This is a genomic window from Actinopolymorpha cephalotaxi (assembly GCF_013408535.1).
GTDB classification, from domain to species: Bacteria; Actinomycetota; Actinomycetes; order Propionibacteriales; family Actinopolymorphaceae; genus Actinopolymorpha; species Actinopolymorpha cephalotaxi.
In genome coordinates this window covers 4,202,187-4,217,282 of the sequence record NZ_JACBZA010000001.1, presented here as the reverse complement: position 1 = coordinate 4,217,282, position 15,096 = coordinate 4,202,187, and the positions used below count along the sequence as shown (strand labels likewise).

18 protein-coding genes are annotated in these 15,096 nt (G+C 71.5%); 9 read left to right on the top strand and 9 right to left on the bottom strand.

All coding sequences use genetic code 11. The features are described 5' to 3' along the window. Nucleotides 1–12: 12 nt before the first annotated feature. Both FHR37_RS18615 and FHR37_RS18610 read right to left on the bottom strand, forming a co-directional pair. Nucleotides 13–1,326 (bottom strand): ABC transporter substrate-binding protein, encoded by a 1,314-nt coding sequence (locus FHR37_RS18615; RefSeq protein WP_092881104.1) that lies wholly within the window; start codon nt 1,324–1,326, stop codon nt 13–15. Nucleotides 1,327–1,487: 161 nt separating this feature from the next. Next, nucleotides 1,488–1,940 carry a VOC family protein gene (locus FHR37_RS18610; RefSeq protein WP_092881797.1) on the bottom strand — a complete coding sequence of 151 codons (453 nt, stop codon included), beginning with the start codon at nt 1,938–1,940 and terminating at the stop codon, nt 1,488–1,490. Nucleotides 1,941–1,987: 47 nt separating this feature from the next. On the opposite strand from FHR37_RS18610, the gene FHR37_RS18605 reads away from it, so the two are divergent. Continuing rightward, nucleotides 1,988–2,707: a nucleoside/nucleotide kinase family protein gene (locus tag FHR37_RS18605; RefSeq protein ID WP_237768573.1), complete on the top strand. Its 720-nt coding sequence runs from the start codon at nt 1,988–1,990 to the stop codon at nt 2,705–2,707. 11 nt (nt 2,708–2,718) lie between these two features. Here the strand turns inward: FHR37_RS18605 and FHR37_RS18600 are convergent, their stop codons facing one another. Both FHR37_RS18600 and FHR37_RS18595 read right to left on the bottom strand, forming a co-directional pair. Then, entirely contained in the window at nt 2,719–3,813 is a 1,095-nt protein-coding gene (locus tag FHR37_RS18600) for a phosphotransferase (RefSeq protein WP_092881106.1), read from the bottom strand. A gap of 6 nt (nt 3,814–3,819) precedes the next feature. Next, nucleotides 3,820–4,431, bottom strand: coding sequence for a DnaJ family domain-containing protein (locus FHR37_RS18595; RefSeq protein ID WP_092881108.1), 612 nt, complete (start codon nt 4,429–4,431; stop codon nt 3,820–3,822). Nucleotides 4,432–4,714: 283 nt separating this feature from the next. Between FHR37_RS18595 and FHR37_RS18590 the strand changes: the two genes are divergently transcribed. The 5 genes from FHR37_RS18590 to FHR37_RS18575 all read left to right on the top strand — a co-directional run bounded on the left by FHR37_RS18590 (nt 4,715) and on the right by FHR37_RS18575 (nt 8,205). Further along, nucleotides 4,715–4,918, top strand: coding sequence for a cold-shock protein (locus tag FHR37_RS18590; protein ID WP_092653593.1), 204 nt, complete (start codon nt 4,715–4,717; stop codon nt 4,916–4,918). Between the two features lie 201 nt (nt 4,919–5,119). Beyond that, the gene (gene malQ, locus FHR37_RS18585) at nt 5,120–6,952 is read left to right on the top strand and encodes a 4-alpha-glucanotransferase (protein WP_092881801.1); all 1,833 of its coding nucleotides are present in this window, start codon (nt 5,120–5,122) and stop codon (nt 6,950–6,952) included. 88 nt (nt 6,953–7,040) lie between these two features. Then, nucleotides 7,041–7,586: a DUF2243 domain-containing protein gene (locus FHR37_RS18580; RefSeq protein WP_237768574.1), complete on the top strand. Its 546-nt coding sequence runs from the start codon at nt 7,041–7,043 to the stop codon at nt 7,584–7,586. A gap of 11 nt (nt 7,587–7,597) precedes the next feature. Continuing rightward, nucleotides 7,598–7,747, top strand: a complete 150-nt coding sequence (locus tag FHR37_RS31810) for a hypothetical protein (protein ID WP_237768575.1) — start codon at nt 7,598–7,600, stop codon at nt 7,745–7,747. After that, nucleotides 7,714–8,205, top strand: coding sequence for a cytochrome c oxidase assembly protein (locus FHR37_RS18575; protein WP_237768576.1), 492 nt, complete (start codon nt 7,714–7,716; stop codon nt 8,203–8,205). The genes FHR37_RS31810 and FHR37_RS18575 overlap by 34 nt, the downstream gene beginning before the upstream one ends. A 173-nt stretch (nt 8,206–8,378) precedes the next feature. Here the strand turns inward: FHR37_RS18575 and FHR37_RS18570 are convergent, their stop codons facing one another. The 4 genes from FHR37_RS18570 to FHR37_RS18555 form a co-directional block, all read right to left on the bottom strand. Further along, on the bottom strand, nt 8,379–8,918 hold the full coding sequence (locus FHR37_RS18570; protein WP_092881114.1) for an STAS domain-containing protein: 540 nt from the start codon (nt 8,916–8,918) through the stop codon (nt 8,379–8,381). A gap of 83 nt (nt 8,919–9,001) precedes the next feature. Beyond that, entirely contained in the window at nt 9,002–9,757 is a 756-nt protein-coding gene (locus FHR37_RS18565) for a GAF and ANTAR domain-containing protein (protein ID WP_092881116.1), read from the bottom strand. 146 nt (nt 9,758–9,903) lie between these two features. Beyond that, the gene (locus FHR37_RS18560) at nt 9,904–10,623 is read right to left on the bottom strand and encodes an MOSC domain-containing protein (RefSeq protein ID WP_092881118.1); all 720 of its coding nucleotides are present in this window, start codon (nt 10,621–10,623) and stop codon (nt 9,904–9,906) included. 36 nt (nt 10,624–10,659) lie between these two features. After that, a complete protein-coding gene (locus FHR37_RS18555; protein ID WP_092881120.1) occupies nt 10,660–11,115 on the bottom strand; it encodes a VOC family protein in 456 nt (151 codons plus the stop codon). A 46-nt stretch (nt 11,116–11,161) separates the two neighbouring features. On the opposite strand from FHR37_RS18555, the gene FHR37_RS18550 reads away from it, so the two are divergent. The 3 genes from FHR37_RS18550 (at nt 11,162) to FHR37_RS18540 (ending at nt 13,450) form a co-directional block, all read left to right on the top strand. After that, nucleotides 11,162–11,506 (top strand): ArsR/SmtB family transcription factor, encoded by a 345-nt coding sequence (locus tag FHR37_RS18550; protein ID WP_237768577.1) that lies wholly within the window; start codon nt 11,162–11,164, stop codon nt 11,504–11,506. After that, on the top strand, nt 11,503–12,342 hold the full coding sequence (locus FHR37_RS33200; RefSeq protein WP_092881124.1) for a VOC family protein: 840 nt from the start codon (nt 11,503–11,505) through the stop codon (nt 12,340–12,342). The genes FHR37_RS18550 and FHR37_RS33200 overlap by 4 nt, the downstream gene beginning before the upstream one ends. Before the next feature lie 88 nt (nt 12,343–12,430). Then, entirely contained in the window at nt 12,431–13,450 is a 1,020-nt protein-coding gene (locus tag FHR37_RS18540) for a DMT family transporter (protein ID WP_092881126.1), read from the top strand. Here FHR37_RS18540 and FHR37_RS18535 read toward each other — a convergent pair. Then, nucleotides 13,357–14,964 (bottom strand): MFS transporter, encoded by a 1,608-nt coding sequence (locus FHR37_RS18535; protein ID WP_092881128.1) that lies wholly within the window; start codon nt 14,962–14,964, stop codon nt 13,357–13,359. The two genes, FHR37_RS18540 and FHR37_RS18535, sit on opposite strands and share 94 nt — an antisense overlap. Between the last annotated feature and the right edge of the window lie 132 nt (nt 14,965–15,096).

The following is a 15,096-nucleotide window of genomic DNA, read 5'->3' as shown; positions in this document are numbered from 1 at the left end:
TCCACCGACAGCTCAGCCGCCCTGCTTCATGACCGGCCCGAGCCGCTGCTGGATGGTGGCCAGGGCCTTCTCCGGCGTGACCTTGTTGTTCATCATCAGCTCGATGTTGTCGGTGAAGACCTTGAGCATCTCGTTCCACTGCGGGGTGAGCGGCGGCACGAAGATCGCCTCGGCCGAGTCTCCGAACGCGTCCATGTTGACGTCGCGCTTGGCCCACTTCGGCTTGAGGAACGCGTCGCTGCGCTGGACGAGCACGTTGGCCGGCGCGTCCTCGGCGTTGTCGATGATCGGCCGCTGACCCTCCTGCCCGGCCATGAACTCGATCACCTTCCACGCGTCGGCCGCGTGCTTGGAGCTGCGGGACACCGCGAGGCCGTTGAAGAAGGCACTGGTGGCGGGCTTCTTGCCGTGCCAGAGCGGGGAGATGTCCCAGTCGAGGCCCTTGACGCTGTTGGCCGCGGAGATGTTCCAGAACCCGGTGATCTCCATGGCGAGCTTGCCCTGCGCGAACAGCTGGTCGGGCCCGACGCCCTGCCCGTAGTTGGCGAAGTCGCGGGGCGTGGGGGAGACCTTCTCCTTCCAGGCAAGGTCGTTGTACCACTTCATGGCCGCGACGTTCTCCGGTGTGTTCACCACCGGCGCGCCCTTGTCGTCCAGGATCCGCCCGCCATTCTGGTACATGAACGTCATCCAGTACGGCCACCAGGAGATGGTGGCGAAGCCCCACTGCTTCACCTTGCCGCTCTCGCGGACGGTGAGCTTGCGCGAGGCCGCCAGCAGGTCGTCCCAGGACCAGTCGGCGGTCGGGTACTTCACACCGGCCTGGTCGAACAGCTTCTTGTTGTAATAGAGAACCATCGCGCCGGAACGATCCGGGATGGCGTACTGCTTGCCGTCGTACTGGAAGATCTTCGGCACCGTCGGCCCGAACATCCGCGTCAGGTCCAGCTTGCTCGCCTGCACCTTGTCGTCCAGCGGCAGGATCTGGTTCTTGGTCGCGAACGCGGACGTCTGCTCGGCGAGTTCGAGGATGTCCGGGCCCTTGCCGCCGGCGATGGCGGTGGAGATCTTCTGTGAGTAGTCCTCGCCGCCCGGGGCCATCTGCAGCTTCACGGTGATGTTCGGGTACTTCTTGTGCGCCAGGGCGAGCCGCTGCTCGTAGACCTTCTTGTCCACGTCGCCGCCCCACGCGCTCATGGTCAGCGTCACCGGGCCGGCGGACGGCTTGTCGGAGCCGGATGAGCCGCAGGCGGCGACCATCGGGACGGCCGCGACCGTGCAGGCGAGAGCGACCGCGACCGAGCGCAGCTTCCGAGCAGAGGGCATGGGGTGCCTACCGATCCGTGTGATCGCAGCCGACCGTGTGATCGCCACCGGGTGATCGCCGTGGGGTGATCATCCATGGGCGAGCACACATTAAGTCATATTTCATCCTCCTGTAAACGGCGCACTGCAGAGCGTCCTGATGTGGAAGCGGGAGCGGCCGGTCAGGCGTCCGAACCGGTCTGGCGGCTGATCTCCCAGTGGTGCCCGGACGGGTCGGCGACGCGTCCCACCCGCCAGCCGTGGTCCTCGTGCACCTCGGCGATCGTGGTGGCGCCGGCGGCGACCGCCTGACCGAAGAGCCGGTCCGGGTCGGCGACGGTGAGAATCATCCGCACCGGCCCGCCGGACCCGTGCGGCATGCTCGCCGTCGGGCTGTTCTCGGGGTCGTCCTGGATCCAGAACGCCGCGCCGTCGACCGCCAGCTGTGCGACCACCGGCCGGCCGTCCTCGCCGTCGAGCCGGTAGAGCTCGACCGCACCGAACGCGGCCCGGTAGAAGTCGACCGCCGCCTGCCCGTCGCTGACGGCCAGCCACGGCGCGATGCCGGTGCGGGTCGAGTCAGTGCCGCCAGTGCCGCCAGTGCCGGCGGCGCTCTCGGTGCTGTCGTTGCTCATCGCGCGGGTCCCTTCGAAGGCGTGTGGGGTGACCATAGGGTGCCCGGGTGGAGTACGGCGAGAGTGCGACAGGTCCGGCGTACGGCGGTGAACGGGCGGACGTGCTCGACGACCTGGCCGGGTTGCTGGCAGGTCGGGAGGTTCCCCACACGTTGCGGGTCGCCGTGGACGGCCCGGACGCCGCCGGCAAGACGCGGTTGACAGCGGACCTGGCGGCCGCGCTGGCGGCCCGGCACCCCGCCGTCCCGGTCGTCCGGGTGAGCATGGACGACTTCCACCGGCCGAGGGTGCAGCGGCAGCAACGTGGACCTCTGTCCCCGGAGGGGTACTACCTGGACGCCTTCGACCACGAGGCGTTCGTCACCGGCGTACTCCGTCCGCTCGGGCCTGGCGGCGACGGGTGGTACCGCACCGCCGCGCACGACCTGGCGACCGACCGGCCCGTCGACGAGCCACCGCGCCGGGCCGAACCCGGATCGGTCCTGCTCGTCGACGGCGTCTTCCTCCTCCGCCCCGAGCTGCGGGACCACTGGGACTGCGCGATCTACCTCCACGTGGAACCGGCCGAAACGCTGCGCCGCGCGCAGGTGCGCGACGAGCGGGTGTTCGGCTCGCGGGAGGCGGTCCGCGAGCGGTACGCCGCGCGCTACCTGCCCGGCCAGGAGCTCTACCGCGCGCGGGGACGGCCGCTCGAACGCGCCGACGTCGTCCTCGACCTGACCGATCCGCTGCGCCCCGCGGTCCTGCGCCGGCCGGAGCGAGGCTGACCTCCGCCGCACTACGCGGGCGGCACAGGTGGCGCGGTCAGCGCGGCCGGCAGCAGGTCGGTCGCGCGCAGGTCGTCGTACAGGCTCACCGCCGCCGATCCCGGAGCATCGGGTACGTCCGGGTGGCCGGCCACCTCGGCCAGCCAGGGCAGCGACTCGAACGCCACCACCACGCGGACCGTACGCAGCTCCGCCCACGCCCGCGCCTCGTCCAGGTGCTGCCCGGTGAACTCCCGCAGCGCGCCGAGGTACTCCGCGAACAGGTCCGGCTCGCTCAGCCCGGTCAGCGCGGCCAGCGACCCCAGGACGGTCGCGATATCGGTGAACCGCGGCCTGATCGCCATGGTCTCCAGGTCGAACACCACCAGCGTCCGCGCGTCACCCGCCCCGGACCAGCCCACCTGCTGGAAGCCCAGCTCGCCGTGGTTGAGCGCCGTCGGGCAGGTCGCCACCTGCCCGGCCGCCAGCCGGTACGCCCGCATCCACCGGTCCACCTCGACCGGCGGCGTCGTCCGGTGGTCGTCGGCGAGCCGGCACAGCGCCGCCTCGACCAGGGCATCGAACCGCGCCTGCGGAAGTCCGGAACCGGCCTCGAACAGTCGCAGGGGCGGCCGGTCCACGGCGTTCACCCGGGCGATCAGGGAGAGGAGGTCGCCGGCCTCGGCGGGCTCGATGCCGACAGTCGGGAGGAACTCCAGTACGACGACCGCCCCTCCGCGTGGCGCTGCCAGCAGCCGCGGAGTCGGCACGCCGTGCCCCGCCAGGTACTCGTACCGCGCGCCCTCACCGACGACCGCTTCGACCCCTCCGAGACCGCTGGCCCCGGCCTGCTCGCCACCGGCCCGCGTGACGAAGACCGTCGTGTCCCGGCTCTCGCCCACCACGTCGGTGTAGCGCAGTGTGAGGATGCGCGAGTTCGAGCCCTTGTGCAGGCCGCGCCGCTCGTACGACTCCCAGGCGCGCGCCCCGTCGGCCGTGCCGAAGCCGGGCAGGGCGGGTGCGAGGTCGTCCCAGGTCAGGTCGTACGGCAGCGGGCACGGCCGGGGAGCGACCGGTCGCGGGGAGAGTTCTGCCGGAGTGAGTCCGCGCGGCCGCCGGTCCACCACGCGTGCTCAGCCGGAGCGGTCGGAGTGGCCGGAGCGGCCGGTGCCGGACCGGCCGCGGCGGAGAGCCCGGCGCCACCAGGCCGGACGGCTGTCCGCCGTACGCGCACCGGTCCCGAACCGCCCCCGGCGCGCCCTCGCCGGCGCCTGCCCGGCCGGGTCGGGGTCACGGGCGGGATCAGGGTCGGAATCGCCGATGTGAGGGATGTCTCTTTTTTGCGCCGCCCGCTCGGCCCGCCAGCGTTCCACCACCTGGTCGGCGTTGGCCGGACGAACCGGGATGGGCGGACCGAGTGGTGCCCGCAACCAGGCGACGATCCGGAGGTTGAGGTCGGCCACGGCCTCGCGTACGTCACGCTCCGTACGCAACTTGCGGACCGTCTCGGGCAGCCGCTCGACCTCCTTGCGCAGCTGGAGGGGCAGCGGCAGCAGGTCCTCGGTCGAGTGCCCTTCCTTGTGCAGATGGCGCATCACCCACACTTCGTCGTAGGGCTTGTCCAGGTCTGCGAGCGGTTTGCCCGTCCCGGGCAGGTTGTCGAACTCGCCACGCTCTGTCGCCTCGCGGATCTGCTGATCCACCCACGACTCGAAGCCGGTCCCCGGCGGCTTGCGCTTGGTCATGGGGTCGATTGTCCTGCGGCCGGACGGCAGTCCGCCACCTCCGAACAGGGGCCGAGAGACACGATCTTGGGTCTGGAAGCGGAGGCGTGCGACGAACGGATCACCGGCGTGCTAGTCTCATGGCTTGAGTTGCAGTTGTGGTACCCATGAACGTTTACGCGCTCGTCGGTTGCGACCGCCGGGCGCTTTGTTTTCCGGACTTACTCCGGAGGGGCACTCGTAGCGGCGACTCCGATCCGCACACACGGTGTGGATTCGGCAACGCATCCCTGAAGGAGCAAGCATGGCGACTGGCACGGTCAAGTGGTTCAACTCGGAAAAGGGCTTCGGCTTCATCGAGCAGGACGGCGGCGGCGCCGACGTTTTCGCTCACTACTCGAACATCCAGTCCACGGGTTACCGTGAGCTGTTCGAGGGCCAGAAGGTGGAGTTCGACGTCACGCAGGGCCAGAAGGGCCCGCAGGCGGAGAACATCCGTCCGGTCTGAGCCGGAGCTGAAGGCAACGCCTCTTCCGAGCGTTGACCGTTAGGGGACTGAGCCCGCACCCACGTGGTGCGGGCTTTTTCCTTGCCCGCATCCGTTTTCCCGCCCGCGTACGCTCCCTGCGCGCCCGTTCCCTTCGCGTGCGAGATTCCACATCTGCGGGATGATGGCTGCCGCGGGTCCCAGCCGATCTTGGAGGTGGCGATGCCCGACGCATGGGGGATCGAGAGCCGGTACGTCGATGCGACGGACAAGGAACAACAGGTCCCTCCGGAGGTCGTCGAGCGCCTGCGGGAGATCATCGGCACTCCGACCGGGGACGCCGGGCCGCTCATCGTCGGTGAGGATGAGCAGACCCACATCGGACCCGGCGAGGTCGTGCTGGAGGACGGCCGTACCTTCGCGGTGCGGACCGGGACGCCCGCCGGCCTTCCCCTCGGCTACCACACGTTGGTCGACCCGTCCGGGACCGAACGCCGGCTGATCGTCACCCCCCGCCGCTGCCACCTTCCGGAAGGCCGGCGGTCCTGGGGATGGGCCACCCAGCTGTACGCCACCCGGTCGAGGCAGAGCTGGGGAATGGGCGACCTCGCCGACCTGGCCCGGCTGGCCCGCTGGTCCCGGCAGCGTGGTGCGGGCTTCCTGCTCGTCAACCCGATCGGCGCCGTCGCGCCGTCCCTGCCGCAGCAGCCCAGCCCGTACTTCCCGGCGAGCCGCAGGTTCCGCAACCCCCTCTACCTCCGCGTCGAGGAAGTCCCCGGCGCCGAGCTCGCGGCCGACGACGTACGCCGCGCCGCCACCGCCGGGCAGGCGCTGAACGACCGCCGCACCATCGACCGGGACGCGGTGTGGGAGCTCAAGCAGTCCGCACTGGAGGCCATCTGGCGGGCCGGCGGGGCGAGTGCCGCGTTCGATCAGTGGTACGCCCACCAGCCGGACTCGCTGCGGCAGTTCGCCACCTGGTCGGTGCTGGTCGAGCGGCACGGCGCCGACTGGCAGGAGTGGCCGGCCGAGCTGTCCCGTCCGCAGGGGCCTGCGGTCGCCGAAGCCGGGAAGCAGAACGCCGACCGGGTGCGCTTCCACGCCTGGCTGCAGTGGCTGGTGGAGAATCAGCTCGCCGCCGCCGGGCGCGACCTCGCGGTGATGCAGGACCTGCCGATCGGGTTCGACCCGCACGGCTTCGACGCCTGGGAGTGGCAGGACCTGGTGGCGCTGGAGGCGTCGGTCGGCGCCCCGCCGGACGAGTTCAACCAGCTCGGCCAGGACTGGGGGCTGCCGCCGTTCATCCCGTGGCGGCTGCGGGCGGCCGGCTACCAGCCGTTCATCGACACGATCAGGGCCGGCATGTCCGCGGGCGGCGGGCTGCGGGTCGACCACGTGATGGGGCTGTTCCGGCTGTGGTGGATCCCCGACGACAGCGGACCGGCCGGCGGCGCCTACGTGCGTTACCCTACCCGCGACCTGCTCTCGCTGGTGGCGCTGGAGAGTGTCCGCGCCGGTGCCGCCGTGGTCGGTGAGGACCTCGGGACGGTCGAGGAGGGTGTGCGCGAGGAGCTGTCCGAACGCGACATCCTGTCGTACCGCCTGCTGTGGTTCGAGGAGGACGACCCGACCACCTGGCCGAGCAAGTCGATGGCCGCGGTCACCACGCACGACCTGCCCACGGTCGCCGGACTCTGGGACGGCAGCGACCTGGAGAGCCAGCGGCGCCTGGGCCAGCAGCCGAACGAGGAGAGCACGGCCGCGATCCGCGACCGGCTGGCCAGGACCGGTGGGCTGGACGAGGCCGCCGACTCCGGCGCCGCCGTGGTCGCGGCGTACGAACTTCTCGCCCGGGCACCCGCCACACTGCTCACCGCGACCCTTGACGACGCGCTGGTGGAGCCCGAACGCCCGAACATGCCGGGCGCCGACGAGGACCGCGACAACTGGTCGCTGGCCCTGCCGGCCACCCTGGAGGACCTCGAGTCGCACCCGACGGGCGACCGCATCGCCGGGATCCTCTCCGCCGGCGTCGGTGACACCGTGGCCACCTGAGTCGACGAGCGGCCGGTGGTTACCCGGGCTCGTGCCGGGTAGGCGCATGGCGCGTCCACCCAGCCACCCGCCCCGACAGGAGGTCGCAGTGTCGGGAACCCCGCCCAGCGACAGCGGACCGCTCGACCGGCCGGCGCCCGGCCCGTCCGCGCGGGCCGAAGGCGGCGACATCGCATCCGCCCGCCCGCCCTACGACGGCACCGGCCGGTCGATCCTCGCGGGTGTGCTGATCGGGATGGGCGTCGCGGCGTTCGTCGACGAGACGCTCTTCCACCAACTGCTGCACTGGCACCACTTCTACGACCGCTCCACCCCGACCGCCGGGCTGGTCTCCGACGGCTACTTCCACGCGGCCGGGTGGCTGGCGATCGTCGGCGGGCTGTTCATGTACGCCGACCTGCACCGGCGGCAGGCGACGGTGCCGAAGCGGGTGTGGGCCGGCGGCCTGCTCGGCTGGGGCGGCTTCCAGGTGTACGACGGGCTGTTCCAGCACAAGGTGCTCGGCCTGCACCAGATCCGGTACGGCGTCGAGACGCTGCCGTACGACCTGGTCTGGAACCTCACCGGCATCCTCGGCATCCTCGTCGGGCTGGTCCTGCTCCGCGGTGCGCCGCGCGCGATCGCCGACCGATGAGCGGGCACGCGATGAGCGGGACCTGGCCGGCGCTGGTCCCGCTGGTCGCCGGCGCCGTCGCGTACGGCAGGGCGGCCGGCTGCGGGCTCGCGGCGTCCGGTGGCCGTGGTGGCGTACGGCGGCGGCCATGGCGGGGCTGGCCGGCCTGCTCGCCACCATGACCCCGGTGCTGACACTTACCCCGTTGACCCCGCTGATGCCGCCGGAGGCGACGTTCCCGGCGCACGTGGTGCGGCACCTGGTCCTCGCCATGCTCGCGCCGCTGCTGCTGGCGCTGTCCGCCCCGGTGACGCTCGCGCTGCGAACGCTCACCGCGGAGGCGCGGTTGTTGCTGCTCGCCGTCCTGCACAGCCGGGTCGTGCGCGTCCTCACCCGGGCGCCGGTCGTGCTCGTGCTCGAGGTCGGCGGGATGTACGCGTACTACCTCACCCCGCTGTTCGCCGCGGCCGGCCGGCAGTCTGCCCTCGGCCTGCTGGTCGACGTCCACATGGTGCTGGCCGGATGCCTGCTGGCGTGGTACGTCGCGGGCCGTGACCCGATGCCCGCCGGCCCTCCACGCGTACCGCCGCGGTCGTGCTGCTGCTCGCCGCCGGCAGTCACGACGTACTCGCCAAACTGATGTATGCCGAGACGTTGCCGCGTGCTGCCGGCGACGCCGAGCAGGTGCGGCTCGGTGCGCAGGTGATGTTCTACGGCGGGGACGTGGTGGAGGTGTCGCTGGCGGTGGCGTTGCTCGCCGGGTGGTACGCCCGAGGTGGCCGCCGGTTGCGGGCGGAGCCGGCGGGCGGCCGGTCAGGCGTCGGCGGGTTCGGTTCTGGTCGGCGCGGAACGCAGCGCGTCGTCCAGGGTGGGGTAGACGTCGAACACCCGGTCCAGGCCGGTGATGTGCAGAGCCCGGCGCGGACCGCGGGCGGGTGCGGCCAGGCGCAGCGTGACGTCCAGTGCCTCGGCGCGGCGCTGGACGGCGAGGAGCGTGCCCAGGCCGGTGGAGTCGAGGAACGGCACCGCGCTCAGGTCGACCACCACGACCGGCGGGCCCTGGTGGATGAGCGGCAGCAGATCCGAACGGACCTGCGGGGCCGTGGCCACGTCGACGTCACCGGTCAGGGTGACGACGAGATGGCGGCCGGTGTCGGCGGTCCAGGAGATCTCGACGGCTGGAACGAGGGTTCCGGCCGCGGGGAGGTTCTCACGGAGGTTCCCCGAGAAGGTGTCGGAGAAGTTGCCGGAGACGTTGTCAGAGAGCTTGTCGGAGAGGTTGTGAGGGGGGCTGCCCGGAACGACGTCCGGAGAATCGCAGCGTGGTTGGAGGGTCGGAGTCGGCTTGGTCATGGCCGTCCTTCGGCAGGGGTGCACGGATGCGGCCTTTCGGCCACCGGCTGTTTTCCCAACCACCAGCCACTGTAGCGCCGAACTCAGCGTTCGAAAGGCCGGGGAGGAACGGGCGGCTTCCCGCTGACCCGGTTGATGAGGTCGGTGGCCACGTCGCGTAGCCGCCGGTTGTTGTTCTGCGAGTGCCTGCGGAGGATGTCGAACGCCTGGTTGGCGTCGCAGCGTTGCTGTCCCATCACGATGCCGACGGCCTGGTCGATGTAGGTACGGGAGACCAGGGCCTGTTCCAGCTGGGAGGTGAGGTCGGCCTGTTCGGTGTGACGCACGGTGAGCGCCAGCGCGGTCGACGCCTGCGCGGCGAACGTCTCCGCCCGGGCGCGCTGGTCGCCGTCGAACGCGTGCGGCTCCTCGAACACGTACAGGTTGAGCGCGCCGAGGGTCTCGTCGTCCACGGACAGGGGGAGGCTGAGGGAGCAACGGACGCCGAGTTCGGCCGCGGCCGGGTTGTACTTCGGCCAGGTCATGTCGGCCGACTGGTCCCGCACCTCGATGATGTCGCCGGTGTTCAGCGTGTCGATGCACGGGCCCTCGTGGAAGTCGTACTGCTTCTGGTCGACCAGAGCGGCCCGGTCGTCGCTGGTGGCCACGGTGACCGGCTCCCCGTCCTGGTGCACGGTGATGCCGCACGAAGCGGGCGGATTCGTGATCGCGGAGGCCAGTGAGGCCACTTTCCCGAGGAACTCCTCCAGCCGTGGGCCGGCCAGCAGCAGAGTCTGCAGGGAGCCCAGCAGGCCGCTCAGGTCGACCGTGGGCGGGTTGGGCTGCGCGCGCTGAGTCATCGGTGTCGGTCTCCTCACGTCTGGTTGACAGCGGGCGGAGGCGACCGGTCGCACCTACGGGACCGCCGGGCGCCCACCGTACGTGAATCGGCGCGAACCTGCCGGGGAGCCTCCGCGGACGATCATCGCGGGCGGCGCACAGGAACCTACGGCGTGGCTGCCGGGTCCAGGACCACCGTGTCACCTATCGTGATCGACCCCGCCGCGGCGACCGTGGCGAGTACGCCCAGGCAGTTGTCGTGTGCGGCCGCGATCGCGCGCAGCACGTCGGAGGAGTGCGGGAGCGAGGGCTGGGCCGCGTTGACCATGACGCAGCGTTCGCAGGACCGTACGAACGTGAGCCCCACGGTGCCGATCCTGGCCTCGCGGCCCGACCAGCCGTCCTCGAGGAACGGCGGGCAGCCCGGAGGTGTCCGGACCAGCAGGTTGGGCCGGAAGCGCCGCTCGTCCACCGGGACGTCGGGCACGGCGGCCCGGATCCAGTCCAGCGTCGCGGTGGTGAGGACGCTGACCGGCAGCTCGTCGAAGTGGGAGATCTCACCCTCGCGGGCCAGTTCGACGTCGTCCCGGTTCAGGTAGGTGCGCAGGAACTGGTTCGCGTCCGGGACCGGCGTGCCGTCCACGTCGAGCAGGACGGGTTCGTCGGCGCCGGGAGACAGCCGCGAGCCCAGCTGGAGCAGGCCGTCCATCCTCGTGAACCGCCGGGTGTTCTTGCCCGACCCGAACTTGCCCCGGGCGTCGCGGACGGCGAACCGGCGGTCACCGACCAGCCCGCGCGCCTCGACGTCGGCCTGGCGCAGGGATTCACCGCCGACCGACTTGATCGGATACCGCCAGACGCGTTCGATGACGCCGATCTCCTCCACGCCGCGACCGTAGCGTGTTCGCGAGGGAGAAACGCCTTACTCGCTGGGCTGGCTGAACATCCAGCGGTGACCTTCGGGGTCGGCGGCCCGGTAGAGGATCCCGTGCCCGGTGTCCGCGACCTCCGACAGCATCGTGGCCCCGCCGGCCTTGGCCCGCTCGAAGTGCGCGCGCACGTCGTCGACCTGGACGAACACGCCGTTCACGATGTACGGGGTGTCCATCCAGCGCCGGGCGGCCTCGCAGGTCCGCACGTGCGTGGCGGGACTTTCGTAGCCGTTGCCGAAGTCGACGAGCATGATGGCGCCGTCGCCGTCCTCGCCGCCCCCGCCGCCCCCGCCGCAGCCGAGTTCGGCGTGGGTGATGCGGCCGTCGTCGTCGGTGAACCGGAAGTGCTCGGTGAAGCCGAACGCGGTGGTGAGGAACTCGATCGCGGCGGTCGCGTTCTCGTAGGCGAGCATCGGAACGACGGTGGGGAGCTTCGTCTCGGTCATGCGGCGCAGCTTGCCAATTGTTATCGGAAAGTGCAACTATTTCGCCGTGGGAAAGGATATGGAGACGCGGGTGGACGAGGCGTTCGGCGCCCTGGCCGACCCGACCCGGCGCCGCGTGGTCGAGCTGCTCGGCGCGAAGCCCTACCGCGCCGGCGAGCTGGCCCGCGAGCTCGGCACGTCCGCGCCGGTGATGAGCCGGCACCTGCGGGTCCTGTTGCGGGCCGGCCTGGTGACCGACGAGCGGCCACCCGACGACGCCCGCGCGCGGATCTTCTCCCTCCGTGCCGACCAGCTCGCCGCGGTGTCGGCCTGGCTGGACCAGGTGCAGGCCCACTGGACCGAGCAGCTCGGCTCGTTCCGCCGTCACGTCGAACGCCGGAGCCGCTCGTGAGCCGTTCCACGAACGACACGTCCGCGCAGGCCAGCGTGGAGGTCGACGTCGACCGGTTCACCGCGTTCGCCGTGTTCACCGAGGAGATCGACCTGTGGTGGGTACGCGGGCCGATCAACCACCACGACAGCTCCCGGCTCGCCGAGCTGCGGATGGAGCCCGGCGTCGGCGGCCGCGTACTCGAAATCTACGACGAGCCGGCCGGAGACGTGCTGGAGACCGACCGGATCACGGTCTGGGAGCCGGGCGCCCGGCTGGTGCTGCGGGGCAGCGTGCAGGACACCGAGACCGACGTGCGGTTCGAGCCGACCGGGACCGGCGGCACCCGCGTCCGGGTCTCGCAGTACCTCCGTCCCGGCGGTGACCCGGCGACCGTCGGGTTCGGCTGGGCCAACATGCTCCGCACCTTCCGGGCGTGGAGCCGGCGCCGCCACACCGCGCCGCGTACGCCTCGCGAGGTCGGCCGGTTGGGGCTGGCGCTGTACTACGAGGACCCGCCGGCGGCGGCGCGCTGGCTGCGCGAGGTGTTCGGGCTGGGCTCCTGGGACGTGGACCGGGCGCCGGAGGAGGGCGAACGCCCGGGCTGGATCGACTTCCACGTGGGCGACAGCCTGGTGATGCTCTTCCGGCAGGAGGGCACCGAACCCGTCCCGGCTCGGCGTACGCACGTTCCGTGGGTGCACGTGGACGACCTCGATGCCCATTTCGCCCACGTCAGGGACCACGGGGCGCGGATCGTCAGCGCGATCAGTTCACACGCGGCCCGAAGCTACGTCGCCGAGGACCTCGAAGGGCACCAGTGGGTCTTCGTGCAGGCCCGGCCCACCCAGCGCTGACCGGCGCAGCGCTGCGCCCCGAGAAGGCGACGGCCCGCCGTCGCATGGTTCGGGACCGGCCGAAGGGTCGGCTGTCTACAGTCCTCAGGTGAGTTCGACCGAATCCTCCAGCGTCCCGTCCACGTCCCGAACCTCGACCTGGCTGCCGGTGGTCGCCGCGGCGACCACCGTGGTGTTGTGGGCCTCGGCGTTCGTCGCGATCCGCCACGTCGGCGCCGAACTGTCGCCCGGAGCACTGTCCCTCGGGCGGCTGCTCGTCGGAAGCGTCGTGCTGGGCGTGGTGATGCTGACCCGGCCTGCCCCCTGGCCCGCGCGGTCGCTGTGGCCCCGGCTGGTGGTGTGCGGCGTGTTGTGGTTCGGCGTCTACAACGTCGCGCTGAACGCGGCCGAACGCCGGGTCGACGCGGGCACCGCGGCGATGGTGGTCAACGTCGGGCCGATCCTGATCGCCCTGCTGGCCGGTGCGTTTCTCGGCGAGAGGTTCCCGGCCTCACTGCTGCTGGGCAGCGCGGTCGCGTTCGCCGGCGTGGCGGTGATCGGGGTGGCGACGTCCGCGGGGTCGGCCGCCGACACCGTCGGCGTGCTGTTGTGCCTGGTCGCCGCGGTCGCCTACGCCGTCGGGGTGGTGGCGCAGAAGCCCTTGCTCGCGCGCCTGCCGGCGTTGCAGGTGACCTGGCTGGCGTGCGTGATCGGGACGGTCGCCTGTCTGCCGTTCGGTCCGGAGCTGGTACGCGAGACCGCGGCGGCCCGGCCGTCCACTCTGGGCTGGGTGGTGTTCCTGGGGGCGTTCCCCACCGCGGTTGCGTTCACGACCTGGGCGTACGCCCTGTCGCGGACGAGCGCCGGCCGGATGGGCGCCACGACGTACCTCGTGCCGCCGGTGGCCATCCTGCTCGGCTGGCTGCTGCTCGGCGAGGCACCGGTGCCGTTGGCGTTCGCCGGGGGAGTGCTGTGCCTGGCCGGGGTGGCGCTCACCCGGCGCCGGGCGCGGACCCGGGCCGGGAACGGGGCCGGTCAGGCAGGCGTGGCTGTGGTGTCGACGTCGACGGGCTCGGAGGCGGGAGCGCCGGACGCGGCGGCAGCCTCGTCCCCGTACGACCGGAGGTGACGGAACATCACACCGGACACGACGGCGACCGCCGTCAGGACCACAGCACCCACGACCGCGGCGATCGCGAGGCCACCGGTGAACGCGCTGCGAGCTGACCCGAGGAGCGCGGCGGCCAGTGGCTCGGGCAGGCCGCCGGCGGTGACCACCGCGCCGGGCAGGCTCTCCCGCGCCGCGTCGGCCGCCGCGGCCGGGACGCCGGCGGGGACGTCGACCCGGGCGACGTAGAAGGCCGCGGCGATGCTGCCGAGTGTCGCCACGCCGAGTGCGACACCGAGTTCGCCGCTGGTCTCCGACATGCCGGACGCGGCGCCGGCCTTCGTGGGCGGCGCCGCGCCGACGATGAGGTTGACCCCGAGCGCGGACGGCGCGGCGATGCCGACACTGGTCAGCGCGAAGCCCACCAGCAAAGCGGCGAGTCCGTACGACCCGGCAGAACCACCGGCCGCCAGCGCGACCACCACCAGGCCCAGCGCCGCGAGGGCGAACCCACCCGCGGACACGACGGCCGGCCGGAACCTACGGGCCAGTTGCGGGGTGAGCATCGAGCTGATCGCCATCGCGACGTTCACCGGGACGGTGGCCAGGCCCGCGCGCAGCGGCGACATGCCGGCGACGAGCTGGAGGTACTGGCTGATCAGCAGGAACGTTCCGGCCATCACGATCGCGCCGCCGAAGTTCATGCAGAGCGCGGTGCTGAACCGGCGGGAGCGGAAGAGCTCCAGGTCCAGCAGCGGGTCGTCAAGGTGGACTTGACGCCGGCAGAAGAGTACGCCGAACACCAGGCCGACCAGGACCGCCAGCGCGGGACCGGTGTGCCAGCCGCCGTGGGCGAGTTCCTTCAGCCCATACACCGCGGGCAGCACAGTGGCCAGCGACAGGGCGACGCTCGCCAGGTCGATGCGGCCGGCCTGCTCGTCCCGGAACTCCGGCAGCAGCGCGGGCGCCGTCGCCAGCAGGAGCGCCATCACCGGAACGCCGAGCAGGAACGCCGAACCCCACCAGAAGTTTTGCAGGAGTACGCCGCCGACCAGCGGCCCGACGGTCATGCCGACCATGAAGCAGGTCATCCACACCGCGATCGCCACGCCGCGCTGGTGCTGGTCGCGGAACATCGTCCCGATCAGCGACAGCGTCGACGGCATCAGGGTGGCTCCGGCGACGCCGAGCAGGGCGCGGGTCGAGATGAGCATTTCCGCGGAGGTGGAGTACGCCGCGAGCACGGACGCGACCGCGAACGCCGTACCCCCGATCATCAACAGCCGCCGGCGGCCGATCCGGTCGCCGAGGGTGCCCATCGTGACGAGGAAGCCCGCGATCATGAAGCTGTAGACGTCCATGATCCACAACTGCTGGGTGGCCGTGGCGCCGAGATCCTCGCTCATGTGGGGGAGGGCGAGGTAGAGGACGCTCATGTCGAGTGAGAGCAGCAGTGTCGGCAGTGCCAGCACGGCCAGCCCGATCCACTCTCGTCGGCTCGCGCGGGGGCCAGGTGCGGTGGACTGCGATGTCACGACGTCCCTTTCGGTTGTCCTGCCGGCCGTGCTTCCCGGGGGTGCTTTCGTAGTGCCCGTGGTGCCGGGTGGTGCCGCCGCGCAGCGAGTACGACGGTAGGCCCAGGGGCCGGGCGGAGAACAACCGGATTG